Origin of the sequence: Microcoleus sp. T3_D1 (assembly GCF_036700405.1) — a bacterium.
In the GTDB taxonomy this organism is placed as follows: domain Bacteria; phylum Cyanobacteriota; class Cyanobacteriia; order Cyanobacteriales; family Microcoleaceae; genus Microcoleus.
Genome location: NZ_JAUBOV010000096.1, coordinates 1 through 24890, shown reverse-complemented (window position 1 = coordinate 24890; position 24890 = coordinate 1). Strand labels below are relative to the sequence as shown.

The following is a 24890-nucleotide window of genomic DNA, read 5'->3' as shown; positions in this document are numbered from 1 at the left end:
GAGCCGGATGCGGTGAAAGTCGCACGTCCGGTTCTGAAGGAGAGGTAGGAGTGGTAACGCTCCTATCGACTCTAACAAATATGAGATGCTCCCGGTGTCAATAACCTAGGCTTGTTGAATAAACACCTCCGGCAAGTTTGACACTAATTTGATTGTTTTCACCCCAGATTCCCGCAGATTTCTTAATTGGAACCTTTGTTAAAATCAGAATGTCAACAAAGTCAATCAAAAAAGGAGAAACTTAGGATGTTAGAAACAAATCTCGGAGAAATTAGAGCATTAGCTGAAAATTCAGACCCAATTATTGCTGATCCCCCAAACACCAAATTACTCACAGGGCCATTGCCAAATCCAGCCAGCGACCCCAACTTTTTTGACTTAACTTCCAATGACGACGCATTTCAATTAGCAAATGGAATTCTGCGGAATACTCCCGGAGGTTTGCGGGCCTTAGCTGGTAACGATTTTGTCAGAGGTTCAGGTGGTGCGGAACTGATGAACGGTAACAGCGGCACAGATACTTTAATCGGAGGTTGTGGCAGCGATACTATTCGCGGCGGCCAAGATTTTGACATTCTTTATGGAGAATGTGCCAGCGATTTTGTCAGCGGAGATCAAGGTGATGACTACGTTTATGGAGGCACGGCCAATGACTTTATGCGGGGCGGTAAAGGGAATGATGCTTTAGTAGGAGATAGTGGAAATGATACTATAATCGGTGATGCTGGAATTGATAGACTTTGGGGAAGTGAAGGCGCAGATTTGTTTGTTCTCCGCAGAGAAGTGGGAGCAACTTCGGGGGAAATTGGTTCGCTTCAACCGCCTCCTAGTGGCAATTTTGATGTAGATGAAGTGCCTGCAGATTTTATTCTCGATTACAATCCGGCTGAAGGTGATGTAATTGGATTGACGGGAGGATTGACGCGAAATGATATTGTTTTGAGCGAAAGGTTTTTAACAATTGGTGATGCCAGAGATTACGATAGCAGCGGGCCTTTTCCTCCGGGAATTCCTCGCACTGCTGATTTTAGAGTGTTAAATACTAAGGCGACGGTGATTCGGGAAGCTAGCAGTGGCAATATCTTGGGTTTGGTGAAGGATGTTTCGCCGGATCAACTTCAGTTTATATCTGTATCGGATGGGGCGATCGCTCTAGGATAATCCTCATAGGTTTGTAGTAAGCACTTGAGTCCTGAGAGAGGCTCTAAAGCCCTGACTACAAACCATTTCATTCGTTTCCCAATTCTGGATTTCAAGACCAGAAATCGGCCACATCATATCCCATTTCGGTGAGCATTTGCCGCAGCAGAGGTAAGCTCAAACCGATCACATTTGTGTGACATCCTTCGATTTTTTCCACAAAAAAGCCGCCTTTACCTTCCAGTGCAAAACAGCCTGCACAGGCGAGGGGCTCTCCGGTAGCGACGTAGGCTGCAATTTGGCGCGAGGTAACTTCCGCAAAATGAACTTTTGTAACTTGACAGCGGCTAATGATCGATCGCGACTTGGCCTGATCAAAGTCATCGAATCTAGTATCAATCAAAGCATGACCCGTATACAGTTCGCCCACCTTACCGCGCATTTTCTGCCAGCGCGAGATTGCTTCTTCCGCATCCTTGGGTTTGCCGTGAATTTCGCCATCTATGAGCAAAATTGAATCGCATCCCAACACCAAACACGCTTTGGGATTGGGGATTTGGGGGTGAGAATTAGCCAGTAAAAACTTAGCTACAGCCTCAGCTTTTCCCTCTGCTAAAACCTGCACTAAATTAGTGGCATCTTTCATTTGTATTTGCCCTTCATCAAAGTCGCTGGGGCAAATCACAGCTTGAATGCCGGCATTTTCTAGCAGGCGGCGGCGCGCTGGAGAAGCTGAAGCTAATACAAAAGTTGGAATTTTCATAAGTTAAGAAGTTAGTTGACCGTTGACAGTTGACTGTTGACAGTTAACTGTTGTTATTCGTAGCAGCTAACAAATGCCCCATGACCCATGCCCCATGCCCCATGCCCCATGCCCCATGCCCCATGCCCCATGCCCCATGCCCTAATAAACAGAGAAAGATTTAACAACTTTCTCAAAAGCTTCTTTTACCTTGGGCCAGCGTTCTTCGGTAGTGGAAACGTTAAGCGTAAAAAGTTTGCCGCGGCTGACGGCTACACTCGCTAAGTTGTGCCGTTCTTGGTTTGGCAACTTAACGGCGTATTCTAAAATGTAATAGTTTTTCGATCGCGATTCACGAGCTTCTGCATTGACTAATTCAGCTTCGCGGCCGGAATCAGCCGGGGCGATCGCACTTTTGCTGAGCTTGTATCCCACATCCGTCGGCGTTCCCAAATCCGCCAGAGTTTTGTCCTTGGCGACTGGACTGATTACCACGCTGACGTTCTCAGTTTGCTGAATCAAATCGCGGAGCACCACATCGGGCCCGTTAGAAACCGCGATCGGCAGCCAGCCGTTAGGATAGAGAAATTGATAGCCATCGCCAGTATCAACGTAGCTTTTGAGCCCGGTGACTTTAGACACACAACCGGTCAAGGTGAGGCTTAGAACCACCAGAAGTATTGCCGCAATTCGTTTGAGCATTCTTTTTACGGGTAGAGTAAAACAAAAATATTTAATTTTAATTGTCTCACCAAACCTTGGCCCTAAAAATAGTTAAGCTATGAATCGCTGTTTATGTAACGCCAGCGATCCATAGCCAGATAGTTTAATTGTTAACAAAATCATTACAGGTGAGTCAGCCAGCTAATCAGCCCGTGCTTGGTCGAAACTTCTAAAGCCAAGAGAGAAACAAAGCCAATCATGGCAAGGCGGCCGTTTAAGCGTTCGGCGTAGGGGGTAAAGCCGGTGCGGGGTTCGTCATCGACGTATACTTGCGGCTCGATCGCAAAATTGTTCATTTTGCCTTGGTCGTCCAGCATTAAGCCTCTGTTACTCATGTTTTTTTTCCTAAATGGTTTTTAGTGTACTGTAACTAAATGTAACAGACTTGTGAAGATATGTAAAGGATTGTGAGAAATTTTTTTAAAATACCCCGATCTGACACCAGTTTATAAAAAAAATGCAACTGTAGGCAAGCTCTAAACCCTTATATAGTCAGTCTTTCCCAAATCTAAAATCTAAAATCTAAAATCTAAAATGGTATGACGGTGGGTAGACTCTGGGCCCCGGAGGGGGGAGGATAGAGTGGAGAGGCACAAAAGTCGATGGTGTATGGCAAATCCAGTCTGGGTTTGACGAAAATTGTGGAACGGAGGAAAAATTTATGCGGGCCAGTCTGGAAATGCGGTGGTTTTATAGCGGTGCACTGCCAAAATCAATCAATCAATGGTTTGGAAGCGAGAGTCTCGGCGGGTATCTTTCGCCTCCTGAAGAGCGGGAAGACATATATTTGCTAGTACCAAGCTGCGACTACTTGGGAGTGAAGCTACGTGGGAAAACCTTGGAGGTAAAGTGGCGGCAGGGAGAGTTGGGGGCGATGCAGTTCGGCAACCGCTCGGAAGGCAAAGCCGAAAAGTGGCTGAAGTGGGTATGTGCCGACACGATGGCGCCGGTGTCGGCGGATATTATAGCGACAGGAAAGTGGGTAGGAGTTAAGAAAAAAAGATCCCTGCGCCTTTACCACCTTTCGGAGTCCGGTGCGGTGATGTCAGTGCCAGTAGAAGCCCCAATTCCTCAAGGCTGCACCGTCGAAATTACTCAATTGAACATTAACGGCAGTCCGTGGTGGACTGTAGGATTTGAAGCGTTCGGTTCCGAAAGTTTATTGACGGAAACCTTGCAAACAGTAGCTACTTGGGTCAGCAAGAGTTATCAGGGGCAAAAGTTAAAAGCTGAGGATTCCTCTGGTTATCCGAATTGGCTCGCAAGCAAGTAATATCAAACCCGGCTTTAATCATACCTCCTGTATTTTTTAGTCGCCCTCTGCCGGGACCAGAGGCAAGTTTAGACGGGGTTTCAACCTCCGAGTCTGGCAGTCCTAGACGCCACTGGCATATATAGTAAGGTGCTCTACTACCCGAAATCTTCAAGAATATTTCAATAACGGAGTCTGACGCACCTGAGATGTTGCACCATTTTCAATTAGGTTTTTTACGGGCGGGCAGGATGCCCAACCCCTACTCCCCACAAGAAAACTCACTCTTTGTGGAACAGGCATCTTGCGCGGGCTCTCCTGCCCAACCCCTACTCCCCACAAGAAAACTCACTCTTTGTGGAACAGGCATCTTGCCTGTTCTTGAGAATGGTGCAAGATGCACCCTAAAAATCGATCGTCCTGTGGCAGTTGGCCTTAGTCTTATCTGATAGAGGGGGTTTGTAACTATTCTCCCTCTCTCCGAGTCTCCCCCTCTCCGATTCTCCCCACTCTGCCAGCAGTTCTCAGAATTTGACAAGCTAAAATCGCCGCCCCAAATCCGTTATCAATATTCACCACACCCACGCCCGCTGCACAAGAATTGAGCATAGTTAAAAGAGGAGCAATCCCGCCAAAACTCGCGCCGTAACCCACACTCGTCGGCACAGCAATCACCGGACAATCAGCCAAACCCGCAACCACACTGGCCAAAGCACCTTCCATACCCGCAACCGTAATCAACACATCAGCATCGGCAATAACGTGCCGGTTGCTCAGCAAGCGGTGAATGCCGGCAACTCCGACATCCCACAAACGTCGCACCTGAAAACCGCAAAGTTCCGCAGTAATTGCCGCCTCTTCGGCTACAGGCAAATCCGCCGTTCCCGCACTGATAATAGTCACAGTACCCGGATGCTGCGAAGTTGGGGAATTAGGAGTAATTGCACAAATTCGAGCCTTTTGGTAGTAGCACAAATCGGGTATTTTTTGTTGCAATTGCTCGAAAACTTCCGGTTCGATTCGTGTCGCCATCACCGCCGAATTTCGCCCGCGCATCGCCTCGATAATTTCAATAATTTGGTCGGGCGTTTTCCCTGGGCCCCAAATTACTTCAGGAAAACCAGTTCTTAAAGTGCGGTGGTGGTCAATTTTGGCAAAATCGCCGACTTGTTCAAAGTCAAAATGCTTTAATTTATCCAAAGCGGCGATCGGGCTAATATCGCCGGCAGCGACAGATTCGAGTAACTTCTGTAAAATTTTAGGTTCCATTAATTAATGACTGCTAATGACTGCTGACTAATGACTAATGACTAATGACTAATGACTGCTGACTACTGACTATTCTGTTATTTTCAGCTCGTACAAATTCCAGAAAGCACCGCCGAGGGCACTGTAGCGAATTCCCGAAACGCGATCGCGTACCGCCTCAAAAGTCAGCGGATTCACCATATAGATAAACGGCACTTGTTCTGCTATAATCTGCTGCGTCTCCCCATAAATTTCCTTGCGCTTCGCCTCATCAAGCTCCTGGGAAGCTTTCACGTAAAGGTCATCGATTTTCTGCTCCCAGTCGTCAACTTTCCAACCCTTAATCGGCGGTTCTCCGGCTTGCGGGCCCTGGTTGAAACTGTGCAGCGTACCGTTAACAGACCAAATATTGTAGCCGCTGTGCGGTTCAGTACCTCCCGTAAAACCGCCGAGGTAAGTATCCCAATCCCGCGTCAGACGCAGCTTTTCCACATAAGTGTTAAAACTCAGGAACTGCGTATCAATTTGCATCCCCAGTTTGCCCAAATCTTGCTTAATTTGCGTTGCCATTTGTTCCCGAACTTTTTTACCTGCTGCCATCAACAAAGTAAATCGCACCTTGTTGCCATCAGCATCCAACAATTCGTCGTTACTATTATACTTGAAACCAGCACTTAACAGTAAATCTTTGGCTTTTTGCCGATCGTAACTGTAAGTTTTCAATCCCTGTTCTGGGGACAGGTAGAACGGACTTTGCGCCGGAATTGGGGAATGCAGCGGCGCGCCCAGTCCGCGATAGATATTGTTAGTCATGGCGGATCGGTTGATGCCGTAGGCGATCGCCTGCCGAAATTCCTTCGTCGCGAACCACCGAGACTTAATTGGGTCTACAAACGGCTGATCTTGAGCATTGCGCCCCTTATTCAGATTGAAACACATAAACACGCTGCCAGTATCCGGCCCGCCGTTAAAGACCGTATATTTGCCGCGTTTTTCCTCCCGTTTCAGCAGGGGAAACACTTCCGGTTCCACGTTCAAAGTATCCAAATCGCCCGATCGAAAATTCAGCAGTTGATTGTCAGTATTTTCGATAATTTGCCAAACAATTTGCTGGATGTAAGGCTGGACATTTCCCTCAGCATCTTGGCGCCAAAAATACGGATTTCGTTCCAAAACAACGCGCTGATTAGGAGTATAACTCAGCATTCGGTATTGACCGTTGCCGACAATTTTTTTAGGGTCAGTATCCGTGGCCCAAGTAGTCAGGAATTTAGGATTGCCGTCTGCATCTGTATTTTCGACAGCTTCCCGTAAAATATGAGCTGGTAAAATTGGGATTCCCCCAGCATATCTAATAAATGGAGCAAAGGGTTCTGCAACGGAAAATTCAACGCGGCGGCTGTCAATTTTTTTAACTTTTGGGAATTCGCGACTCATCCCAACTCTCAGAGTATCTTTCAAACCGCTAGGAATTTTGTCATTGAAATAAATCTTTTCATAGCTGAAGATAATGTCATCAGTAGTCATCGGTTCGCCGTCCGACCATTTCAACCCCTCTCGCAGGGTGAAGACAATCTTTTTGCCATCTTTAGAAACTTCCCAGGACTCAGCTAAACCGGGTTCTAGCTGCGATGTCAAGCCGTTTTCGTTGATCAATCCCTCGTACATATAGCCAAAAACGCTGTATGCAGATTGATTTAGCGGGTAGTTAAAGGTAGCTGGGCCGCTGGGGGTGGGAACGATGAGTCTGTTTACTAAGTTCGATCGGGCGGGAGTGCACGCAGACAGAGTTATAGTGGCAATTGCCACCAGTAAAATCGCCAGCCAGCGCAGTCTTGAATGTAGCATCATAGAAATTTTCATAATTTTTTAGTTTACCACCTGCGTGCAACTATGACTGAGATTGTAACCAACCGAGAAAGTTTTTAGTGACAGCGAAATACTTTGTAATCCCGGCTTCTCGCAAAACATCTTGAACTTCCGGTAGACCAAATTCTTTGACGTTACCGCTGAGAAATACTTTGGTTTCTGTAGAATGCGATCGGGCATGACTGAGGATACTGTGTAGAATCAAATTGTCTGTTGGGTCTTTTTTGATGATAGGTGTGTTTAAAGTTGCTTGAATAATCTCTGGATTTAATGCAATCATTTCGGCATTGTATGACATCAGAAAAATTGCTTCACGCAACCGTAATTCAATTTCATCTATTCGTTCGAGATAGTAAACTAATGACTCTTCTAGGTGAAGAGATAGAGATGCGACCTTTTCAGAGGTAACATCTCGCTTTGTTTCGCTAATTTGACGGCTTAGCTGTTCCTTAAAAGAGTTTTGTCGCTTCAACTCGTCCTCGAAAGCTGACCAAGCCGACCTATAACAAACGCTGGGTATGACTAACTGAACTGATGAGGACAAATCTCTGAGCAACATAATTGCTTCAGCCTCACGCCCTGTAGCAATACTCATCAGAAAGTTGGTCTCGATATATATAATTGCCACCTAATTCCACTCCTGATTTTGTTGTTCCACCTGCGAGTAATGGCAGCAAACCGATGGCTGATATCTGTTCTGATGCTGGAGGAATTTCGGATTTCCAGTTATAATCTAAGTCATGCAGCCACGATTCTATCAGCCCCCCAAGGGTACGTTCAGAGAGCCATTGACTGCCAAAATTCGGCATATAATAGCGACATATTTCACCAGTATTTAGAGTGCAAACAGGCTCCGATAAATTCACACCATCCCATTTGAAAATCAAAATTTGTTCCGCGTCAATAAACATAGCATAGGGAACGATCGCGTTTCTTTCAGACAGCTTAGCTAACACAGCTTTCAGCCAATCGATCGCGCGATCGATAATTTTCTGTTTCGCGGCTGGTTCTTGAGCTTGAATAATTTTAACCTCGATTAGCACGACTATGTTATCGTCCTTATCCAACGCGATCACATCCGCGTCTACGGGTAATTGTAACTCCCAAGTGTCAGTGTCCATGATTTCAGGCTTCCTAGCGATGTTGGATTTGAGATTAACTTTACAGTCAATTAGAGATTCTAGAGTTCTATTTTTTGCCCAACAAAACTACAGCATAGGCTCCAATTCCTTCCTCTCTCCCCACGGGGCCTAGCTTTTCGTTGGTGGTGGCTTTGATGCCGATTTGGTCTGGTTTTAATTGTAGGACAGCAGAAAGCCGATCGCGCATTTGCCCAATATGCGGTTTCAGCTTTGGACGTTCGGCTACCACCACCGAATCAATATTGCCGATTTCCCAGCCTTTATCTAATATTAACTGATTGACTTGTGCCAGCAATACGAGACTATCAGCACCTTTCCATTTCGGGTCAGTGGGAGGGAAATACAGACCGATATCTCCTAAGCTGAGAGCTCCGAGCATCGCGTCCATGATAGCGTGAGTAAGTACGTCGGCGTCGCTGTGGCCGAGTAATCCTAATTCGTGAGGAATATTGACACCGCCTAGGATGAGGGGGCGTTCTGGAACTAAGCAGTGAATGTCGTAGCCGTTGCCGATGCGGATGTTCATGTAAAATTGAGGTTTGCGAAGTATAGCAAAAAACAATTATTTCATATTTGCGGGGAGATAAGTGAATTTATCTTTTAATGCAGATCCGAGTGTTAAAGATTTTTTTTTGCTGCTTTCCTCACCAGTTATGGCAATCCTAAATCTGTTGGAGGGGGGAGAGAAGGGTTAATGCTGGAAACGCTAGAAAATTATGGGGACTTCTCGATCGATCTCCTGAACTCAAAGACTTACAAACGCGAATCCAAAATTTATTAGGCTTTTAAATATACGGTTTTGGACGCATCAAGACCAAAGAAACCGGGTTTTTTACCGAATCTGTGGACTACTACGAAGTATTACCGCACAAAACCCGGTTTCTGACCACGAATTTCTTGATAATACCCGCCACGTGATTTATCCGTGGAATCAATCCAAAATCGAAAATCTAAAATCCTCAAGCCCCCGCATTTATCCGTGGGGTCAATCTAAAATCTAAAATCTAAAATCTAAAATCGATTGACCACTCGTGCGATCGCCCTTTCTCCTATTCTTCCCTCTCCTGCAACCACCGATCGTACAAATCCGATCGCCTTTGGCGCGTTCTTTCAATTTGCTGTTCCCTGCGCCAGCGAGCAATTTCTGCGTGATTACCAGACAGCAACACGTCGGGCACCTTCAATCCCCGAAAATCCGCCGGTCGAGTGTACTGCGGATAATCCAAAAGTCCGTCTTCAAAACTCTCAAACTTTAGCGAATCTTCCTTCGCCACAGTTCCCCGCAGCAATCGCAAAACCCCATTAATCAAAGCCAAAGCTGGAATTTCGCCCCCCGTGAGCACAAAATCCCCCAAAGACACCTCGCGAGTTACCAAATGCAGCACTCGATCGTCCACACCCTCATAATGACCGCAAATCAACACCAACTGATCGCGATCGGCCGCCAACTCCCGAAACATCGCCTGCTGCATCGGTTCCCCTTGGGGAGTCAGCAAAATCACCTCCCGCTGCGGCAAAACCGGCAACGACTCCACCGCAGCAAAAATCGGTTCTGGCTTCATCAGCATCCCTACTCCGCCCCCGTAAGGCTCATCATCTACTCGCTGGTGTTTGTCTGTGGTAAAATCGCGGGGATTGACAAAATTCACCTCAGCAATCTTTTTAGCTAAGGCTTTGCCCATCAGTCCCGACTCCAGGGGAGCCCGGAAAAATTCTGGAAATAGGGTAACAACGTCAAATCGCACAATTATTGGAATTTCATTGATACATCACCTCTAGTTTGACCCTTAGAGGGAGTTCAGTTTTCAGTAATTGCTTTATTCTTTATAATTTCTTATAATTTCGGAAAATTTTGGCAAGTTAAAGTCTCTTCCTGTGTCGGCGGGCCGGTTTTGTACAAAAATAATCTGTTTTTCATGACAGCGACTGCAAGTAAACTCGCCCCCAAACAACTGCGGGATCGCGCGCTCGGCGATCGCACCTCGCTCGCACCAACAAATATTTATTCTTAAAAAGCCCTATTCTACGCACAGCCACGGCAAAATTGAATTTCACATCCAACAGAGGAAGACACACCATGCAGCAGTTGACATCTCAAGCCCTTGAACACAATATTCCCCAGCGCACAAAAACCTCGATTATGGTCATCGGGGGAGCCGAAGACAAAGTTCACGGGCGAGAGATTCTGAACACCTTTTTTTGCCGTGCTGGGGGTGCAAACGCTCGGCTGGCGATCGTTCCCTGCGCTTCGCGAGATCCCGAAGGAATTAGCAACCGCTACCGCACAATATTTGACGAAATGGGCGTTAGCGCAGTCAAAGTAGTGGACATCCGCGAACGCGAACAAGGCGAAAACCCCGTCTGGAAAGATTACTTAGAAGACTGTACGGGCGTATTCATCACAGGCGGCGACCAACTGCGGCTTTGTGGGCTGCTGGCGGACACCCCGCTGATGGAGAAAATTCGCAAAGAAACTCTCGAAGGCAAGATTACCCTCGCTGGCACCAGCGCGGGTGCTGCGGTGATGGGATATCACATGATTGCCGGCGGTGGGAGTGGTGCGTCACCGAACCGCTCTTTAGTAGACATGGCAAACGGACTTAACATTATTCCTGAGATCATCGTAGATCAGCATTTTCACAACCGCAACCGCATGGCTCGCTTGCTGTCGGCTGTGGCTTGCCATCCCGATCGCCTCGCTATTGGTATTGACGAAGACACCTGCGCCTTGTTTGAGGGAGACGATACTATGAAAATTCTCGGTAAAGGCACTGTGACTATTGTTGATTCTAGGGAAAATTTTTATACCAATGAGTCTATGGTAGGAGCGACAGAACCCTTAAGCCTGTTCAATATGCGCTTGCACGTCCTGTGTCACGGAGATTGCTACAATATGCCCCTAGGCAAACCAATGCCATCGGGAGCGTGTTCCGAGTCTGGCTGGCCCCCCGAATGCCGCACAGCCAACTAACGTAGAACATCTCTTGTCATTGATTCGGCAGAAATTAGGCGGCATTCCGGCCGAATCATGGATACCACAATAGAATAGATTCCGAAGCAGCCACGGTCTGACCCCAGGAGGCCGAACCACAGAAAATTCTAGCTTCGGGCTTGGAGTTTTTGCTAGCCATGTACCTGTACTTGTTTTTAGCCGATCGCAGGGCATAAATTTTCAATTGGGTAGCCCATAACTGGAAATTCACTCCCAAACTGTTCGCAGCGAACAGTCTATCGAGCAATCTAGATCGAAATTGAATAAATGCTCCAATTATCTATAAGATTTCGCGCCCCATACCCCTCTAACTGCCATGAAAATACTTAAAATCCAGACCTTACGCGGCCCCAACTACTGGAGCATCCGACGCCAGAAACTCGTCCTGATGCGTCTGGATTTAGAGGAGTGGGCAGATAAAACCACATCGGAAATTCCTGGATTCTACGAAGGGTTGATCGCCGCACTTCCGAGTTTGAACGACCATCACTGTTCTCCAGGCCATCAGGGAGGATTCCTGCAACGGGTCAGAGAAGGCACAATGATGGGACACGTAATCGAACACGTCGCCCTAGAACTTCAGGAAATGGCAGGAATGCCAGTCGGGTTCGGTCGCACCCGCGAGACTGCGACCCCAGGCATTTACCAAGTAGTAATCGAGTATCAAAACGAACAAGCAGGTCGCTATGCAGCCCGGGCGGGCGTGCGGATGTGCCAAAGCATTGCCGATACGGGCACTTATCCAGCAGCAGAATTAGTCCAAGATTTGAGAGACCTGAGAGAGTTTGCTGGGTCGGCGGCACTAGGGCCGAGCACGGAAACACTGATCAAGGAAGCAGAAGCGCGCGGCATTCCTTGGATACCTTTGAACGCCCGGTTTATGATTCAACTCGGCTACGGGGTTCACCAAAAGCGGATTCAGGCAACTCTGAGCAACCGCACGGGAGTTTTGGGGGTAGAACTGGCCTGCGACAAGGAAGGTACCAAAAATATCCTCGGCAGCGCCGGCGTGCCTGTTCCCAGAGGAACGGTGATTCATTATTTGGACGAACTGCGCGGGGCGATCGAAGATGTCGGCGGTTATCCGATCGTCCTCAAACCCCTAGACGGCAACCACGGCCGCGGCATTACGATCGACATCAACTCCTGGGAAGCAGCAGAAGAAGGCTACGACTTAGCCAGCGCGGCATCAAAAACAAAAAGCGTCATTGTCGAGCGCTATTACACCGGCCGCGACCACAGAGTATTGGTAGTCAACGGGCAAGTCGTAGCAGTCGCAGAACGAGTCCCCGCTAACGTCGTGGGCAACGGCAAGTCTACAGTAGAACAGCTTATTGAAGAAGTAAACCGCGACCCGCAGCGAGGAGACGGACACGACAACGTACTCACCCGGATCACGATCGACAAATTGTCCCTGGATTTGCTGCAAAAACAAGGATACGCCATGGACTCCGTAGTGCCCGCCGGCGAAAGAGTATTTTTGCGCGCGACAGCAAACTTGAGTACCGGTGGAATTGCAGTCGATCGTACCGACGAAATCCACCCAGAAAACGTGTGGCTGTTTTCCAGAGTCGCCAAAATTATCGGTTTGGACATCGCCGGCATTGACGTAGTAACTCCCGACATCTCCCAACCCCTGCGCGATGTCAACGGCGTCATCGTCGAAGTCAACGCAGCACCGGGTTTCAGAATGCACGTCGCCCCAAGTCAAGGTTTACCCCGCAACGTCGCCGGCGCCGTCTTCGATATGCTTTTCCCCTCACCTCAACCCAGCCGGGTGCCAATTTTAGCGGTAACGGGAACCAACGGCAAAACGACAACCACTCGCCTGCTAGCCCACATTGTCAAGCAGACAGGTCAGATTACCGGCTATACAACTACCGACGGCACTTACATCGGCGATTATTTGGTAGAAACCGGAGACAATACCGGGCCCCAGAGTGCTCAATTGATTTTGTCCGATCCGACGGTGGAAGTGGCCGTGTTGGAAACTGCCAGAGGCGGAATTTTGCGATCGGGCCTCGGCTTCGATCAGTGCGATGTCGGCGTCGTCTTGAACGTCGCAGCCGATCACTTGGGCATTGGCGACATCGACACCGTGGAACAGCTCGCCAAACTCAAGAGCGTCCTCGTCGAGTCGGTAATGCCCAAAGGCTATGCAGTTTTGAATGCAGACGACCCGCTCGTATCACAAATGGCGCAGCGTGTCAAGGCTCAAATTGCATATTTTTCCATGAACCCGGACAACGAACTGGTTGCCAAACATACCGCGGCGGGCGGGCTGGCAGCGATTTACGAAAACGGGTACTTGTCGATCTTAAAAGGCGATTGGACGCTGAGAATTGAGCAGGCTGTGAACGTGCCGCTGACGATGGGCGGGCGCGCGCCGTTTATGATTGCCAATGCTTTAGCAGCTTGTTTGGCAGCTTTTGCCCAAGGATTGAAAATAGAAGATATTCGCGCTGCTTTGTCAAGCTTCCAAGCATCGGTGGGTCAAACTCCCGGACGGATGAATTTGTTTAAATTGGGCAGCTATCACGCTTTACTCGACTACGCCCACAACCCCCACAGCTACAAAGCTTTGGGCAGTTTCGTGCTGAATTGGCCGGGACTGCGGATCGGGGTAGTCGGCGCGCCCGGAGACCGACGAGATGAAGATTTTGTCACGCTGGGCAAACTTTCGGCCGAGATGTTCGATCGTATCATTGTCAAAGAAGATATTGACAGGCGCGGCCGAGAACCCGGTACGGTGGCAAAGTTAATTTGCCAGGGAATTGCCGAGGCGATTTCTGCAGGAACCGCAAAGAAATCTCAAGTTGAATACGAGTTGATTCTCGACGAAACAACGGCTGTTAACAAAGCTTTAGATGAGGCGCCGGCCGGCAGTTTGGTAGTGATTTTACCTGAAAGCGTGAACAAAGCTCTGAGTTTAATTGAAGCCCGGAAACCGATTAAGGAATCTGTGGAAGTTCAAAATAGTTTAGATCGATCGAAGTCACAGGAAAGTTTAAAACCGACTGTGGTGAATCAAGGCTAAACTCTGAAGTTTGATTTCATTACATTATTAATAGGTTGGGTTAACGAAAGGAAACCCAACCTTTTTGCTTTAGACAACCGCCGTATTATCTTTCAATATTTTCTCTGTTACCTCAATCAGTTCGCACACAGAATTTTGCGTAAGTTGTGTAGTTTTAAACCCATGAGCAATAGCGTTCCGCAAAGAAAGCGCATTCATTAATAACTGATATTCGGATTTAGAAATCACGCCCTCAACCGTCAGTTGTTTCACTAAATACAGCGGTTCTAATCTTTGCAAACTTAGCTCTTCTTTATGGGCAACAATCCTCAAAGTTGCCTCAACTAAAGACCAACAATATAGCATTGCTGACTCTAGATGTTGTGTTACAAGTTGCTTGGCGACTTGCAAACCCAACTCTATTTCATGCTCTTGAAAAGAATCCTCAGCTTGGGAAATATCGACTGCATCCTCCGAGTTAGTCATCACTAACTCAAACCTCCAGCCGGGATTTTCTGCTACTGCTTGGGCTAAATTACGTAGATATGTAGTAGAGGGTGACTTGAGTGAAGCGCGTGACTTGACTGCAATAACCACCGATTCTTCGCCCCGGCGCACTATCAGATCCGGGCGATAGCTTTTAAGGAAGTCCGGTAAATCTTCAGAGTTTGGATGAAATGAAATTTCATAACCTTTCTCACGATACTCCTCTGCTAGTTTCAGCAGTTGCTCTCTTTCTATGTTTGCACTTGGGGTTGCGATCATGTCAGTACCTCTTTGTCAGGAGCATCAATTACGACAATGTGCAAGAATTCATCAGAAAAATGGGTAGAAACCCCGTCCTTTTAGGACGGCTTTACATTTTTGATTTACTACCGCCTTGGGACTGGTTGGCGGGAGTGTGCTTTTGTGTTGCACTTTCAACGGGACAATTACCGCCTCAAACTTAAGAGCCCTGTACGCATAGTGTTTTGCTCTTTCGAGCCTCCCTTGCGGGGTAAAGTTAGCTTCGCCAAGGTTTAATGAGCTTGTTAGGCCCGTAGCACTGTCTCAGTGACCTTAAGACTGTTTAACTACCAGCGACAGAGCAGGGAACTAGCTTCGCATTCTCCCGGTGTCGTGACTCAAAAAACGTAGCCAGTTAAGACGCAAGGCCCGTCAGAACGGCTTGTTAGATTTCTCCTTCAAGCCTCATGCCTTTAGGCTGAGGTTCCTGACTACCACGGGCAAATCCTTCCGCTAGAATCGAGGTCATATTTTCTACTTTAAAGTTAGTTGATAAATTCCTCTTGCGGACTAGAACATCAGTTACTTGATCGTCATCGACATAGGCTAGCCCGATAATTGCATCTTGAATTGGCTTTACTATGTTGTCTACATCGATTTTAACAGAATCGTAGAAATAAGTTATCTGAAGCATCACTAGGCCAGTAGCTGTTTTCTGCTCCGAAGACCAGTATTTTTCAGCCTCTTGCCTCACTGTCACTTTCCAAGCTTTAAGAAGAGCTCGCCTACGAGCTTGTTGTGATACTGGTGGGCCATCTACTATGAACTCAAATCTCGCCAAAGTGTTTCTAAATAGAAGATTGGGGATTATTTTACCTCTTAACTGCCGCCCACTGGGTAATCGGTGCCAGGAGTTTCCAACCAAAATCGCAAGATAAATCGCCAATTCAAACCGATCGAAGTATAGAATCAGGAAAAAGCAAGCAGCAGGGATTCAAGCATGAATGAGGCCGATCGCACGCGAGTCGAAACATTCATCACGCGCTGGGCAGGTTCTAGCGGTAACGAACGGGCAAACTACCAGTTGTTTTTTGCGGAAATGTGCGAGGCGCTGGGAGTCGATCGCCCTTTTGATAAAGGCAGAATTCCCAACGATCCCTACTGCTTTGATAAAGATGTCAAAATTTTTCACCCCAGCGGCAAAGTAACTCCGGGGTTTATTGACTTTTACAAAGCCGAGCATTTTTTAATCGAGGCAAAACAGGGCGGAACAACGAGCAAAAAGGGAACGGCCAAGCGGGGGACAAATACCTATTTGCGAGAGATGGAAAAAGCGTTTGTGCAGGCAGTTGCCTATACCCGCAGTCTCAGCAGCAAACCGCCGTTTTTGTTAACTTGCGATATTGGCGATCATTTTGAATTATGGATGGGGTTTAGCGGCGATTATGGCGGCTATGGGGCGCGGCGAGAAATTGGGCTAATTGAGTTGCAGAAAGCCGATGTTTTCGATTTGTTTGTCGATATTTTTAGCAATCCGCAGCAGCGCAATCCAGAGAAAATTGCGGCGCGGGTGACGCGGGAAGTGGCGGCGGATTTGGCAGAGTTGGCGAAGCGGATGGAGGCGAATGTCGATCCGCAGCAAGTCGCCCAGTTTTTGATGCGCTGTATTTTCACCATGTTTGCTGAGGATGTGGGGTTGTTGAAAGAACATTTGTTTACGCAGGCGCTGGAAACGCGATGGATTCTCAATCCGAAGACGTTTAAGCCGGAGGTAGAGGCGCTGTGGGAGGCGATGAATGAGGGAACGAGTTTTGGCTTTCATGGCAAACTGTTGCGGTTTAATGGCGGATTGTTTGCCGAGTCGCAGGCGTTTGCGCTGACAAAGGCGCAGTTGGAAGTTTTGTTGCAGGCGGCGAAGCGGGATTGGTGCAATGTGGAACCGGCGATTTTTGGGACGTTGTTGGAAAGGGCGCTGGATTCGAGGGAACGGAGTAAGTTGGGGGCTCATTATACGCCGCGATCGTATGTGGAACGGTTGGTAAAGCCTGTGGTGATGGAACCTTTGGGCGATCGCTGGATTGCGGTACAAGCGGAGGTTAAACAGTTGCTCAACGCGGGGGAATCGGAACCGACTGCAAATCAAAGGAAAAAGGCGAGCTCAGTTTTAGAAGCATTTCTGACGGAGTTACAACAGGTGAAGATTCTCGATCCGGCGTGCGGATCGGGTAATTTCCTTTATGTGACGTTGGATTTGTTGAAAGGGTTGGAATCGGAGGTGTTGCGGCGCTTGGAGGATGTCACCGGATCGGCGCAGTTGCGGTTAGATATTGCTCAAGTTAATCCGAGTCAGTTTTTGGGAATTGAGATCAATCCTAGGGCGGCGGCGATCGCGGATTTGGTGATTTGGATTGGGTATTTGCAGTGGCATTTTCGGCGGTTTGGCGCCATTCCGCCGATCGAACCGGTGCTGCGGGAGTACAACAATATTGAATGCCGGGATGCGGTGTTGGCCTATGACGGGAGGGCACCGGATGTGGATGCGGCGGGGAAGGTGAGAACTCGCTGGGGCGGACGGATGATGAAGAGTCCGGTGACGGGAGAAGATATTCCCGATGCGAGCGATCAGATTCCCATTTATCGGTATATTAATGCACGCCCCGCAGAGTGGCAGGAGGCAGATTATGTTGTGAGTAATCCTCCATTTATAGTAGATAAGCGTATGAATAACATATTAGGAGATGAATATGTTAGTTCTCTAAGAAAAGTTTATATCGATTCACTCACAGCCTGTGATTTTGTGATGTTTTGGTGGAATAAAGCTGCTTATCTTCTTACGCAAGGAAAACTTCAATCATTTGGCTTTATTACAACTAATAGTATCACGCAAATATTTAACCGCAGAGTTTTAGATAAGTATCTGAATCAAATTTCTATTATTTTTGCAATTTCCGATCATCCTTGGGTCATTAGCGATGATGGTGCAGCAGTAAGAATTGCAATGACGGTTGCTGTTGCTGGCATCAAAGAGGGTTTACTTGCCAAAATTATATATGAATGCTTCAATAAAGAAGGGATGAATGATGTTATTTTTAAAGAAAAAAAAGGATGTATTTATTCTAATTTGAGGGTTGGATTTAACTCTTCCGAGGTTGCTCCATTAGCTTCAAACCTAGGTGTGTGCAATAAGGGAGTAACAATACTTGGTGAAGGTTTCTTCCTGTCTGCCGAGGAACTCAAGCTACTGCTTCACTTAGAACCAGATGCAAAAAAAATAATCAAACTTCTCTACAAAGGTAAAGATATTACTGATAAACCCCGAAGCCTTAAAGTAGTTGATTTATATGGGTTAACTGAGAAACAGGTTCAAGATTTTTATCCAAGAATTTATCAACGAATTAGGGATGAAGTTTTTCCATTTAGAGCAGTTCAGAAGAGAAAAGCTTATCGAGATAGCTGGTGGATTTTTGCTGAACCAAGATCCCAGTTACGCAAAGCTATTGAAGGTCTTGAGCGTTATATTGCCACCGTTGAAACAGCAAAACACCGTGTATTCACTTTTCTTGCTGAAGATATATTACCCGATGTAAAACTCGCTGTCATTGCTTCAGATGATGCTTATTATTTAGGAGTTTTATCTAGCAGTGTACATCTTACGTGGGCACTTATTGCAGGTGGTACTTTAGAGGATCGCCCTGTTTACTCAAAAACTACTTGCTTCGACCCTTTCCCCTTCCCCGACCCCACGGACACCCAAAAACAAACCATCCGAGAACTCGGAGAACGCCTCGACAGCCACCGCAAACGAGTCCAAACCACTCACCCCGAAGTCACCATCACCGGGATGTACAACCTCCTCGAAAAACTCCGCCAAGGCGAACCCCTCAACGACAAAGACAAAGCCTTCAACCAAAAAGCCCTCGTCTCCACCCTCAAACAAATCCACGACGAACTCGATGCCGCCGTATTTGCCACCTATGGTTGGGAACCCACCCTCACCGACGACCAAATCCTGGAAAACCTCGTCACCCTCAACGCCCAACGCGCCCAAGAAGAACGCAACGGACTGATTCGCTGGCTGCGTCCCGACTACCAAGCCCCAGGCGAAACCTACGTGCAACCATCCCTTGCAGGTATCACCACCGAAACCGAAACCTCGATCGCCCCCACGGAACAACAACCCTTCCCCAAAACCCTCAAAGAGCAACTTTGGGCCATCCGCGACTTATTCCGCACCCAAAGCGGCGAATGGACAGCCGCCCAAGTCACCGCCCATTTCAAAGCAGCCAGCCGCAAACAAAAAGTCATTCTCGACTGTCTAGAAAGCTTGGAAGATTTGGGGATTTTGCTCAGTCATAATGAAGGTGGCGTGCAATATTGGTATCTCCCAACCTGATGGAATTGCAAAAACTTGTAGCTTACGCTAGGGGGTTTGAAGGCGATCGCCCTTACCGGAAAACTGGGTTTAAAGCCCCGTCCTTCTAGGACGGCTTTTCCTCTTTAAGTTTATCAATCCAGTCTTCTACAAGTTGGGTCATTGTTTTTTCTTTCTGTTTGGCAATTCTCCGCAACTTCTCTAGCCGACTCACGACAATGCGAATACTTAATCTTTCTCTGACCATTTGGCTACCCAATTGCTACCTATTATGTTATCATAGTTAGCATGAAAACATTGAAGTTCAAGCTATATCAAAGCAACCAAAATAAACACCTCAAGCAAAGTATCAATGCTGCCGGAGTGATTTATAACCATTGCATTGCACTTCACAAACGGTACTACCGGATGTGGGGTAAGCACTTGAATTGCAGCAAACTTCAAAGTCATATCGCCAAACTCAGAAAGCGTAAAGCATTCTGGCAACAGGTTGGATCTCAGGCTGTACAGGATATCTGTCAACGCATTGAGAAAGCCTATCAACTGTTCTTTAAGCATCACAAGAAAGGAGTTAGACCTCCCGGATTCAAGAAAGTTCGCAGATACAAATCGTTCACTCTCAAGCAAGCTGGCTACAAATTATTAGGCGGCAATCGAATTAAGATTGGGAATCGCGTTTATCAGTATTGGAATTCCAGAGAGAGAGAAGGGAAGGTTAAGACGTTAACCATTAAACGCACGACATTAGGAGAGCTATTTATGGTTGTGGTCGTTGACAGCGTTGAAGAACCTGAAACCAAAGTCGAGACGAGTAGAATCGCTGGCTTTGATTTCGGCTTGAAAACGTTTCTCACCTGCTCAGATGGAACAAAAATCGAATCACCGCAATTCCTGAAACAGTCCCTTAACGCTATTAAGAAAGCAAATCGTCAGCATTCCCAAAAACGGAAAGGCTCAGCGAACCGAGAAAGAGCAAGACTTAATCTAGTTCGCAAACATGAAGCCGTAGTGAATCGTCGCTCTGATTGGTTCTGGAAATTGGCTCACGAACTAACTGATAAGTTCGACGTGCTGTGCTTTGAGACGTTGAATCTAAAAGGAATGCAACGACTTTGGGGACGTAAAATTTCAGACATTGCATTCGGCGAATTTCTCCAAATTCTCGAATGGGTTGCCAAAAAGAAAGGAAAAGAAGTAGTTTTCATCGACCGTTGGTATCCATCTAGTAAGACTTGCTCGCATTGTGGACAGGTTCTGAAAGAGTTGGATTTGTCAGTTCGTGAATGGCGCTGTCCGTCCTGTCAAAGGGTGAACGACAGAGACGAGAACGCGGCGATAAATATTTGTGTGGTTGGGGCATCAACCGCTAAGTTAGGTGATGTTAGACAGGCTATGCCTGCAATTGCTGTCTGAGCTTAGAATCCCTTCGCCTTTAGGCAGGGGAGTATGTCAAGTTCTTCATGCTTTCCAAAAGAAAACTCAGAAGACAGCCAAGAAAAATATCGAAATTGGACAGAAACGCTACCAACAGTTGTTACAAAATCGTTTAAATTCAAGAGAACCAGAACCATGAGTGAAAATACTATTACCCAAGCAACCGATAATATCTTTCTCGATCTGGGATTTTCAGCAGAAGAAGCTGATAACTTACTAATCAGATCGCAACTCATGCTCGCCCTGCTTCATCAGATTAAACATCACCGTTGGACGATCGACCAAACTGCTCAACATCTCAAACAGTCAAACGACCAAATCAAAGCTCTAACTCAAGGTAAAATAGGGGAATTCTCGGTTGATACTCTGATCGCAATGCTAAACCAAGTAGGCATGACTGTCAAAATCGAAATTTGCCCGCCCGGTAGCTTAGAGCGAGATTAGAGAGATAGAGATCGGTAAGTTTTGCTTTGCGCTTGTTATCATGAGCTTATCCAGCAAGAGGTTATCTAATGCTAGAAACCACCATCCTAGAAACCCTGGTCAAGTTGCCAGATTCCCTGAAACAGGAAGTTTTGCACTATGTAGAATTCTTGGCTGCAAAATATGCAAATAATGAGGTTGCCGTAAATCCTCCTCAAAAGAAACGTCAAGCCGGGATGATGAAAGGCACGTTTGTCTTACCGCTTGCTGATGATTTTGATGCACCATTAGAGGATTTGCAGGAGTATATGGAATGAGTGCATTGCTCCTCGATACTCACACTTTTATTTGGTTTTCAGAAAATGCTCCTAACCTATCAGTTACCTTGAAGGAGCAGATTGAAGCCGCCGATATAGTCTATTTGAGTATTGCCAGTCTTTGGGAAATTGCCATCAAAATCAGCATTGGTAAATTGACACTGCAAGCAGACTATGCAGACATCGAACCTCAGTTACCTGCTGCTGGCATCTTATTACTGCCAATTTCCTTTGCGGATACTGTACTGGTTCGCAATCTACCATTCCACCATCGCGATCCATTCGATCGCATTTTAATTGCCCAATCCATTAATCATGCTTTAGTTTTAGTCAGCCGTGATGAAGTGTTTGATGCTTATGCTGTTCAAAGACTATGGTTATAAACTAGATTATTATCGCCAATGGCATTGACCAGATCGATTGTAAAAGAGTAAAATAAATTATATAATTACTCCCAAAAAGTTTCCATGCCTCCCCAAGAAATCCTCCTACAATACTGGCGCGAACTTGCCCCCGCCGATCGCGCAAAAGTCCTTCACTTTACCCAAGCTCTAGCGCTCAAATCTTCACCTGAATTTACCCCCAAAACACAACTCGGTCAAACCTTGTGGAAACTTCGCCAACGGGCGATCGCCAACGGTATGAAACTCCTCAATGAAGTTGAGTTAGAGCAAGAAATTGCCGATCGTCGAGGTGGCTACGGTGTCTGGTAAACTAACTTATCTGGATCTCTATTCCATTTGCAAATACTCCAAAACCAGCAACCGCAAATAGTCTAGCATTCGGATATAAGACCGCATTTGAAGATAGCCCGATCGCGTCTCATCATAAAACTGAGCGATCGCAGAACGATCGAACACCCGAAGCTGATGTAAGTCTGCGATCGCTTGCTCGCGATTCTCAACCTCTGCGCGCTCCTCAATCTGACTAGCATAACCGCGAATACTTACTGTTACTAACTCCAGAGCCTCCAGAAACGAAAAATCTTCCTCAGAACCAAGATACCTCTGAGATATCTCTTTGCGCTCTAATTTAGTGTTTTGATAGTCAACCCTCAACTGTGCCAAAAGTTGCACAATAATATCTTGTTGAATCGCTAATTTGTTCGGAACTTGTGCCATATCGCTATTCCTCATTAATGCCATAAGTCACGATTTTCTCAACACCATACTGGTCAGGTCGCACAATTAAAAACTCATTGCCCTTTCGGTAAACAGCGGCTCCATCCTGCCGAGATCCCGTGCGAGGAACTCTTACAGCACCTCTGGTGTTGAAGTTGTGTGCTTTACGCAAATATTTGAGTGGATCAAATCCTTTTCTTTGTGAATGGTCTAACACACTTTGGGCCACAGTTCGATAAGTTCCTCTATCCCATTCAGACAGATATTGCTGTAGTTCGATAACTTCAGTGTTGGAATAGTCTTCAAACAGTCGATTTAAATAAGGATCTACAGATGATTCGTCTGGCATTATCACTCTCATTCCAGAGGATATTATTGATTATAGCTTTATTAGAAAAAGATCGATCGCATTTTACATCAAATCCACTCTTAATCGGAATGATTCATCTCTCTCATCTCTTCCTCTGTGTTCTCTGCGTACTCTGTGGTTAAATCATTCCGAGCCAATCAGAATTGGTATTACCCCTTAACAACCGCCCACTGAGTCACCGGTGCAAGCGGTTTCCAACCCTGAAAAGAACCGATCGCCCCTACTCGCTGAATCCCAATTCTAATGAGTTCCCCGCCATAACGATCGTGCCATTGCAAAACTTTAAACTCGCTCTCAACTGTCACGGCATTAACAACTAATCGGCCGCCTTCACCTAAAGCATTCCAGCAAGTTTCCAGCAAAGCTTCTGCAGTGACACCGCCGCCGATGAAAATAGCATCCGGTTGAGGCAAGTTTGTCAGGGCTTCCGGCGCTGATCCCGCCACGATTTCGAGTTCGGGAACACCGAAAGTCGAGGCATTTTCAGCGATGTATTGCAATCGAGTCGGATGGCGTTCGATCGCGATCGCCCTGCACCGAGGATGACTCCGCATCCATTCGATCGCGATCGAACCGCAGCCCGCCCCCACATCCCAAAGCAACTCTCCGGGAATCGGTGCTAACGTTGACAGAGTAACGGCTCTAACCTCCCGCTTGGTAAGTTGTCCGTCGTGGCGATAAGCAGTATCCGCCAAACCGGAGGTACGAGGGAAAATCACAGTTGGTCGATCGGCTGCAACTGCGATCGCGATTGTGTTCAAATCCGCCAAATCCACTGCATTCCAGGCTGCTGCTACCCTCTCGATCCGCCGTTCCGCTCCCGCTCCCATCCGCTCGAACACGGTCATCAAACTGCTGCCAAACCCCCGCTGCGTCAACAATTGGGCAACCTTTCCCGGCGTGTGCCTGTCAGCGCTCAACACCAGCAAGCGCGCCCCTGGCGAGAAAGCAAGGGCGATCGATGCGATCGGGCGATTTGTCAAACTGAAAGTCTCAACCTGGGCTAGTGGCCAACCCAAACGGGCGCAAGCAAGGCTAAAAGCCGATGCTGCCGGAATCACAGTCATTTCCGAAATGGGAATCTGGCGCGACAGCGTGACGCCGATGCCGTGACACATCGGATCGCCGCTTGCTAGTACGCACACAGACTGTCCCCGGCGACGGAGGATGTCGTCAACTGTTGTCTGCAAAGGCGATGCCCAGAGCAATTTTTCGCGGCTGTCGTCGCTTGGTAGCATTGCTAGGTGACGGGCGCCACCAACAACGATTTGAGATCGAGAGAGGAGGGTAGAGGCGATCGCACTCAATCCCGAAAGTCCGTCTTCGCCAATCCCCACCACCGAAAGCCATTTGTGCATTGAATCCTTACTGCTAATCTCGTTTCCGGCTGCATCGGAATCATCAAACTCAATAGTCATCACTCATTAGTTATTAGTTATTAGTTGTTAATCACATTATTTCCGCTAGAACAACCCGAATAAAATTGATTTAGAGTGAGGAATTCATTCCTCATAAAACTCTGTGGGACTGAATTATTGACTACAAAATTTATAACTGACATCTTGCACAATTTTCAATAATAGGCATCTTGCCTGTTCCACAAAGAGTATATTTCTTCTTGTGGGGAGTAGGGGTTGGGCATCCTGCCCGCCCGTGAAACGGTTATTAATAATGGTACAAGATGTGAGTTATAACGGTTATTTTACCGGACGAGATATCCTAATAAAGTCTCTAAATATTTTTCCCCAAACAAAAAGCGCCCCTATTTCTAGGAGCGCTTTTTGTTAATCAAAAACTAAAACTTAGCCATTGATAGAAGGAGCAACCAAAGCTACGGGAGTTGTTTCACCAGCAGCCAAGTCAAGCGGGAAGTTGTGAGCATTGCGCTCGTGCATTACTTCCATACCCAAGTTAGCGCGGTTGATGACATCAGCCCAAGTATTGATAACACGACCTTGCGAGTCGATAATCGATTGGTTGAAGTTGAAACCGTTCAAGTTGAA

General features: G+C 47.1%; 26 protein-coding genes and 1 pseudogene. 11 read left to right on the top strand and 16 right to left on the bottom strand.

Features of this window, described 5'->3' with window-relative positions; translation table 11 throughout:
- The first annotated feature begins 246 nt into the window (after positions 1–246).
- Positions 247–1161 (top strand): calcium-binding protein, encoded by a 915-nt coding sequence (locus tag QT992_RS29245; protein WP_333341254.1) that lies wholly within the window; start codon positions 247–249, stop codon positions 1159–1161.
- Positions 1162–1252: 91 nt separating this feature from the next.
- Here QT992_RS29245 and QT992_RS29240 read toward each other — a convergent pair whose 3' ends face one another.
- From QT992_RS29240 to QT992_RS29230, 3 genes are all read right to left on the bottom strand, one after another.
- Positions 1253–1903, bottom strand: a complete 651-nt coding sequence (locus QT992_RS29240) for a nucleoside triphosphate pyrophosphatase (protein ID WP_333341257.1) — start codon at positions 1901–1903, stop codon at positions 1253–1255.
- A 141-nt stretch (positions 1904–2044) separates the two neighbouring features.
- Complete coding sequence (psbP, locus tag QT992_RS29235) at positions 2045–2584, bottom strand: photosystem II reaction center PsbP (protein WP_333071361.1); 540 nt, start codon at positions 2582–2584, stop codon at positions 2045–2047.
- Positions 2585–2727: 143 nt separating this feature from the next.
- Positions 2728–2940: a high light inducible protein gene (locus QT992_RS29230; RefSeq protein WP_190659021.1), complete on the bottom strand. Its 213-nt coding sequence runs from the start codon at positions 2938–2940 to the stop codon at positions 2728–2730.
- A 326-nt stretch (positions 2941–3266) separates the two neighbouring features.
- Here QT992_RS29230 and QT992_RS29225 point away from each other — a divergent pair, with 326 nt between their 5' ends.
- Entirely contained in the window at positions 3267–3878 is a 612-nt protein-coding gene (locus QT992_RS29225) for a hypothetical protein (protein ID WP_333341260.1), read from the top strand.
- Positions 3879–4322: 444 nt separating this feature from the next.
- Here QT992_RS29225 and larB read toward each other — a convergent pair whose 3' ends face one another.
- The 6 genes from larB to trmD form a co-directional block, all read right to left on the bottom strand.
- Positions 4323–5126, bottom strand: coding sequence for a nickel pincer cofactor biosynthesis protein LarB (larB, locus tag QT992_RS29220; protein ID WP_333341263.1), 804 nt, complete (start codon positions 5124–5126; stop codon positions 4323–4325).
- A 69-nt stretch (positions 5127–5195) separates the two neighbouring features.
- Entirely contained in the window at positions 5196–6956 is a 1761-nt protein-coding gene (locus QT992_RS29215) for an ABC transporter substrate-binding protein (protein WP_333341266.1), read from the bottom strand.
- Between the two features lie 40 nt (positions 6957–6996).
- Positions 6997–7569: a PIN domain-containing protein gene (locus tag QT992_RS29210; protein ID WP_333341268.1), complete on the bottom strand. Its 573-nt coding sequence runs from the start codon at positions 7567–7569 to the stop codon at positions 6997–6999.
- Positions 7547–8095 (bottom strand): hypothetical protein, encoded by a 549-nt coding sequence (locus tag QT992_RS29205; RefSeq protein ID WP_333341271.1) that lies wholly within the window; start codon positions 8093–8095, stop codon positions 7547–7549. The genes QT992_RS29210 and QT992_RS29205 overlap by 23 nt, the downstream gene beginning before the upstream one ends.
- Positions 8096–8162: 67 nt before the next feature.
- Positions 8163–8642 carry a 2-C-methyl-D-erythritol 2,4-cyclodiphosphate synthase gene (gene ispF / locus QT992_RS29200; protein ID WP_333341301.1) on the bottom strand — a complete coding sequence of 160 codons (480 nt, stop codon included), beginning with the start codon at positions 8640–8642 and terminating at the stop codon, positions 8163–8165.
- Between the two features lie 523 nt (positions 8643–9165).
- The gene (gene trmD / locus QT992_RS29195; RefSeq protein WP_333341274.1) at positions 9166–9861 is read right to left on the bottom strand and encodes a tRNA (guanosine(37)-N1)-methyltransferase TrmD; all 696 of its coding nucleotides are present in this window, start codon (positions 9859–9861) and stop codon (positions 9166–9168) included.
- A gap of 332 nt (positions 9862–10193) precedes the next feature.
- Here trmD and QT992_RS29190 point away from each other — a divergent pair, with 332 nt between their 5' ends.
- Complete coding sequence (locus QT992_RS29190; RefSeq protein ID WP_333041076.1) at positions 10194–11087, top strand: cyanophycinase; 894 nt, start codon at positions 10194–10196, stop codon at positions 11085–11087.
- 337 nt (positions 11088–11424) lie between these two features.
- Positions 11425–14145, top strand: a complete 2721-nt coding sequence (cphA, locus tag QT992_RS29185) for a cyanophycin synthetase (protein WP_333341277.1) — start codon at positions 11425–11427, stop codon at positions 14143–14145.
- A gap of 69 nt (positions 14146–14214) precedes the next feature.
- On the opposite strand, the gene QT992_RS29180 is transcribed toward cphA, so the two are convergent.
- Entirely contained in the window at positions 14215–14889 is a 675-nt protein-coding gene (locus QT992_RS29180; protein ID WP_333314296.1) for a hypothetical protein, read from the bottom strand.
- 406 nt (positions 14890–15295) lie between these two features.
- Complete coding sequence (locus QT992_RS29175) at positions 15296–15796, bottom strand: RusA family crossover junction endodeoxyribonuclease (RefSeq protein ID WP_333314294.1); 501 nt, start codon at positions 15794–15796, stop codon at positions 15296–15298.
- A 54-nt stretch (positions 15797–15850) separates the two neighbouring features.
- On the opposite strand from QT992_RS29175, the gene QT992_RS29170 reads away from it, so the two are divergent.
- On the top strand, positions 15851–19243 hold the full coding sequence (locus QT992_RS29170) for a DNA methyltransferase (protein ID WP_333341284.1): 3393 nt from the start codon (positions 15851–15853) through the stop codon (positions 19241–19243).
- Between the two features lie 85 nt (positions 19244–19328).
- On the opposite strand, the gene QT992_RS29165 is transcribed toward QT992_RS29170, so the two are convergent.
- Positions 19329–19469 carry a hypothetical protein gene (locus tag QT992_RS29165; protein ID WP_333301139.1) on the bottom strand — a complete coding sequence of 47 codons (141 nt, stop codon included), beginning with the start codon at positions 19467–19469 and terminating at the stop codon, positions 19329–19331.
- A 41-nt stretch (positions 19470–19510) separates the two neighbouring features.
- Here QT992_RS29165 and QT992_RS29160 point away from each other — a divergent pair, with 41 nt between their 5' ends.
- The 6 genes from QT992_RS29160 to QT992_RS29140 all read left to right on the top strand — a co-directional run bounded on the left by QT992_RS29160 (position 19511) and on the right by QT992_RS29140 (position 22109).
- The gene (locus tag QT992_RS29160; protein WP_333341287.1) at positions 19511–20635 is read left to right on the top strand and encodes an RNA-guided endonuclease TnpB family protein; all 1125 of its coding nucleotides are present in this window, start codon (positions 19511–19513) and stop codon (positions 20633–20635) included.
- A complete protein-coding gene (locus tag QT992_RS33790; protein ID WP_333341289.1) occupies positions 20601–20795 on the top strand; it encodes a type II toxin-antitoxin system RelE/ParE family toxin in 195 nt (64 codons plus the stop codon). Before QT992_RS29160 ends, QT992_RS33790 begins: the two co-directional genes overlap by 35 nt.
- On the top strand, positions 20792–21100 hold the full coding sequence (locus QT992_RS29155; protein ID WP_333148242.1) for an XRE family transcriptional regulator: 309 nt from the start codon (positions 20792–20794) through the stop codon (positions 21098–21100). The genes QT992_RS33790 and QT992_RS29155 overlap by 4 nt, the downstream gene beginning before the upstream one ends.
- Positions 21101–21168: 68 nt before the next feature.
- A complete protein-coding gene (gene vapB / locus QT992_RS29150) occupies positions 21169–21396 on the top strand; it encodes a type II toxin-antitoxin system VapB family antitoxin (protein WP_333341292.1) in 228 nt (75 codons plus the stop codon).
- Complete coding sequence (locus QT992_RS29145) at positions 21393–21779, top strand: type II toxin-antitoxin system VapC family toxin (RefSeq protein ID WP_333314287.1); 387 nt, start codon at positions 21393–21395, stop codon at positions 21777–21779. Before vapB ends, QT992_RS29145 begins: the two co-directional genes overlap by 4 nt.
- A gap of 84 nt (positions 21780–21863) precedes the next feature.
- Entirely contained in the window at positions 21864–22109 is a 246-nt protein-coding gene (locus QT992_RS29140; protein ID WP_333314285.1) for a hypothetical protein, read from the top strand.
- A gap of 18 nt (positions 22110–22127) precedes the next feature.
- Here the strand turns inward: QT992_RS29140 and QT992_RS29135 are convergent, their stop codons facing one another.
- The 4 genes and pseudogenes from QT992_RS29135 to QT992_RS29120 all read right to left on the bottom strand — a co-directional run.
- Positions 22128–22517 carry a hypothetical protein gene (locus QT992_RS29135; RefSeq protein ID WP_333341295.1) on the bottom strand — a complete coding sequence of 130 codons (390 nt, stop codon included), beginning with the start codon at positions 22515–22517 and terminating at the stop codon, positions 22128–22130.
- A gap of 4 nt (positions 22518–22521) precedes the next feature.
- Positions 22522–22866: a hypothetical protein gene (locus QT992_RS29130; RefSeq protein WP_333314281.1), complete on the bottom strand. Its 345-nt coding sequence runs from the start codon at positions 22864–22866 to the stop codon at positions 22522–22524.
- A 170-nt stretch (positions 22867–23036) separates the two neighbouring features.
- Positions 23037–24305 carry a precorrin-6y C5,15-methyltransferase (decarboxylating) subunit CbiE gene (gene cbiE / locus QT992_RS29125; RefSeq protein WP_333341298.1) on the bottom strand — a complete coding sequence of 423 codons (1269 nt, stop codon included), beginning with the start codon at positions 24303–24305 and terminating at the stop codon, positions 23037–23039.
- 384 nt (positions 24306–24689) lie between these two features.
- Positions 24690–24890: pseudogene (locus tag QT992_RS29120) on the bottom strand (photosystem II q(b) protein); the annotation flags it as partial.

Excerpts from the sequence above, each read along its gene's own strand:
- QT992_RS29245 (WP_333341254.1), top strand. The coding sequence starts at position 247 with ATGTTAGAAACAAATCTCGGAGAAATTAGAGCATTAGCTGAAAATTCA.
- QT992_RS29170 (WP_333341284.1), top strand. The coding sequence starts at position 15,851 with ATGAATGAGGCCGATCGCACGCGAGTCGAAACATTCATCACGCGCTGG.
- QT992_RS29155 (WP_333148242.1), top strand. The coding sequence starts at position 20,792 with ATGAGTGAAAATACTATTACCCAAGCAACCGATAATATCTTTCTCGAT.
- cbiE (WP_333341298.1), bottom strand. The coding sequence starts at position 24,305 with ATGACTATTGAGTTTGATGATTCCGATGCAGCCGGAAACGAGATTAGC.
- QT992_RS29180 (WP_333314296.1), bottom strand. The coding sequence starts at position 14,889 with ATGATCGCAACCCCAAGTGCAAACATAGAAAGAGAGCAACTGCTGAAA.
- ispF (WP_333341301.1), bottom strand. The coding sequence starts at position 8,642 with ATGAACATCCGCATCGGCAACGGCTACGACATTCACTGCTTAGTTCCA.
- QT992_RS29230 (WP_190659021.1), bottom strand. The coding sequence starts at position 2,940 with ATGAGTAACAGAGGCTTAATGCTGGACGACCAAGGCAAAATGAACAAT.
- QT992_RS29160 (WP_333341287.1), top strand. The coding sequence starts at position 19,511 with ATGAAAACATTGAAGTTCAAGCTATATCAAAGCAACCAAAATAAACAC.
- QT992_RS29205 (WP_333341271.1), bottom strand. The coding sequence starts at position 8,095 with ATGGACACTGACACTTGGGAGTTACAATTACCCGTAGACGCGGATGTG.
- QT992_RS29165 (WP_333301139.1), bottom strand. The coding sequence starts at position 19,469 with ATGGTCAGAGAAAGATTAAGTATTCGCATTGTCGTGAGTCGGCTAGAG.
- cphA (WP_333341277.1), top strand. The coding sequence starts at position 11,425 with ATGAAAATACTTAAAATCCAGACCTTACGCGGCCCCAACTACTGGAGC.
- QT992_RS29145 (WP_333314287.1), top strand. The coding sequence starts at position 21,393 with ATGAGTGCATTGCTCCTCGATACTCACACTTTTATTTGGTTTTCAGAA.
- QT992_RS29190 (WP_333041076.1), top strand. The coding sequence starts at position 10,194 with ATGCAGCAGTTGACATCTCAAGCCCTTGAACACAATATTCCCCAGCGC.
- QT992_RS29140 (WP_333314285.1), top strand. The coding sequence starts at position 21,864 with ATGCCTCCCCAAGAAATCCTCCTACAATACTGGCGCGAACTTGCCCCC.
- QT992_RS29240 (WP_333341257.1), bottom strand. The coding sequence starts at position 1,903 with ATGAAAATTCCAACTTTTGTATTAGCTTCAGCTTCTCCAGCGCGCCGC.
- QT992_RS29225 (WP_333341260.1), top strand. The coding sequence starts at position 3,267 with ATGCGGGCCAGTCTGGAAATGCGGTGGTTTTATAGCGGTGCACTGCCA.
- larB (WP_333341263.1), bottom strand. The coding sequence starts at position 5,126 with ATGGAACCTAAAATTTTACAGAAGTTACTCGAATCTGTCGCTGCCGGC.
- QT992_RS33790 (WP_333341289.1), top strand. The coding sequence starts at position 20,601 with ATGTTAGACAGGCTATGCCTGCAATTGCTGTCTGAGCTTAGAATCCCT.
- QT992_RS29130 (WP_333314281.1), bottom strand. The coding sequence starts at position 22,866 with ATGCCAGACGAATCATCTGTAGATCCTTATTTAAATCGACTGTTTGAA.
- QT992_RS29135 (WP_333341295.1), bottom strand. The coding sequence starts at position 22,517 with ATGGCACAAGTTCCGAACAAATTAGCGATTCAACAAGATATTATTGTG.
- vapB (WP_333341292.1), top strand. The coding sequence starts at position 21,169 with ATGCTAGAAACCACCATCCTAGAAACCCTGGTCAAGTTGCCAGATTCC.
- QT992_RS29215 (WP_333341266.1), bottom strand. The coding sequence starts at position 6,956 with ATGATGCTACATTCAAGACTGCGCTGGCTGGCGATTTTACTGGTGGCA.
- psbP (WP_333071361.1), bottom strand. The coding sequence starts at position 2,584 with ATGCTCAAACGAATTGCGGCAATACTTCTGGTGGTTCTAAGCCTCACC.
- QT992_RS29210 (WP_333341268.1), bottom strand. The coding sequence starts at position 7,569 with ATGAGTATTGCTACAGGGCGTGAGGCTGAAGCAATTATGTTGCTCAGA.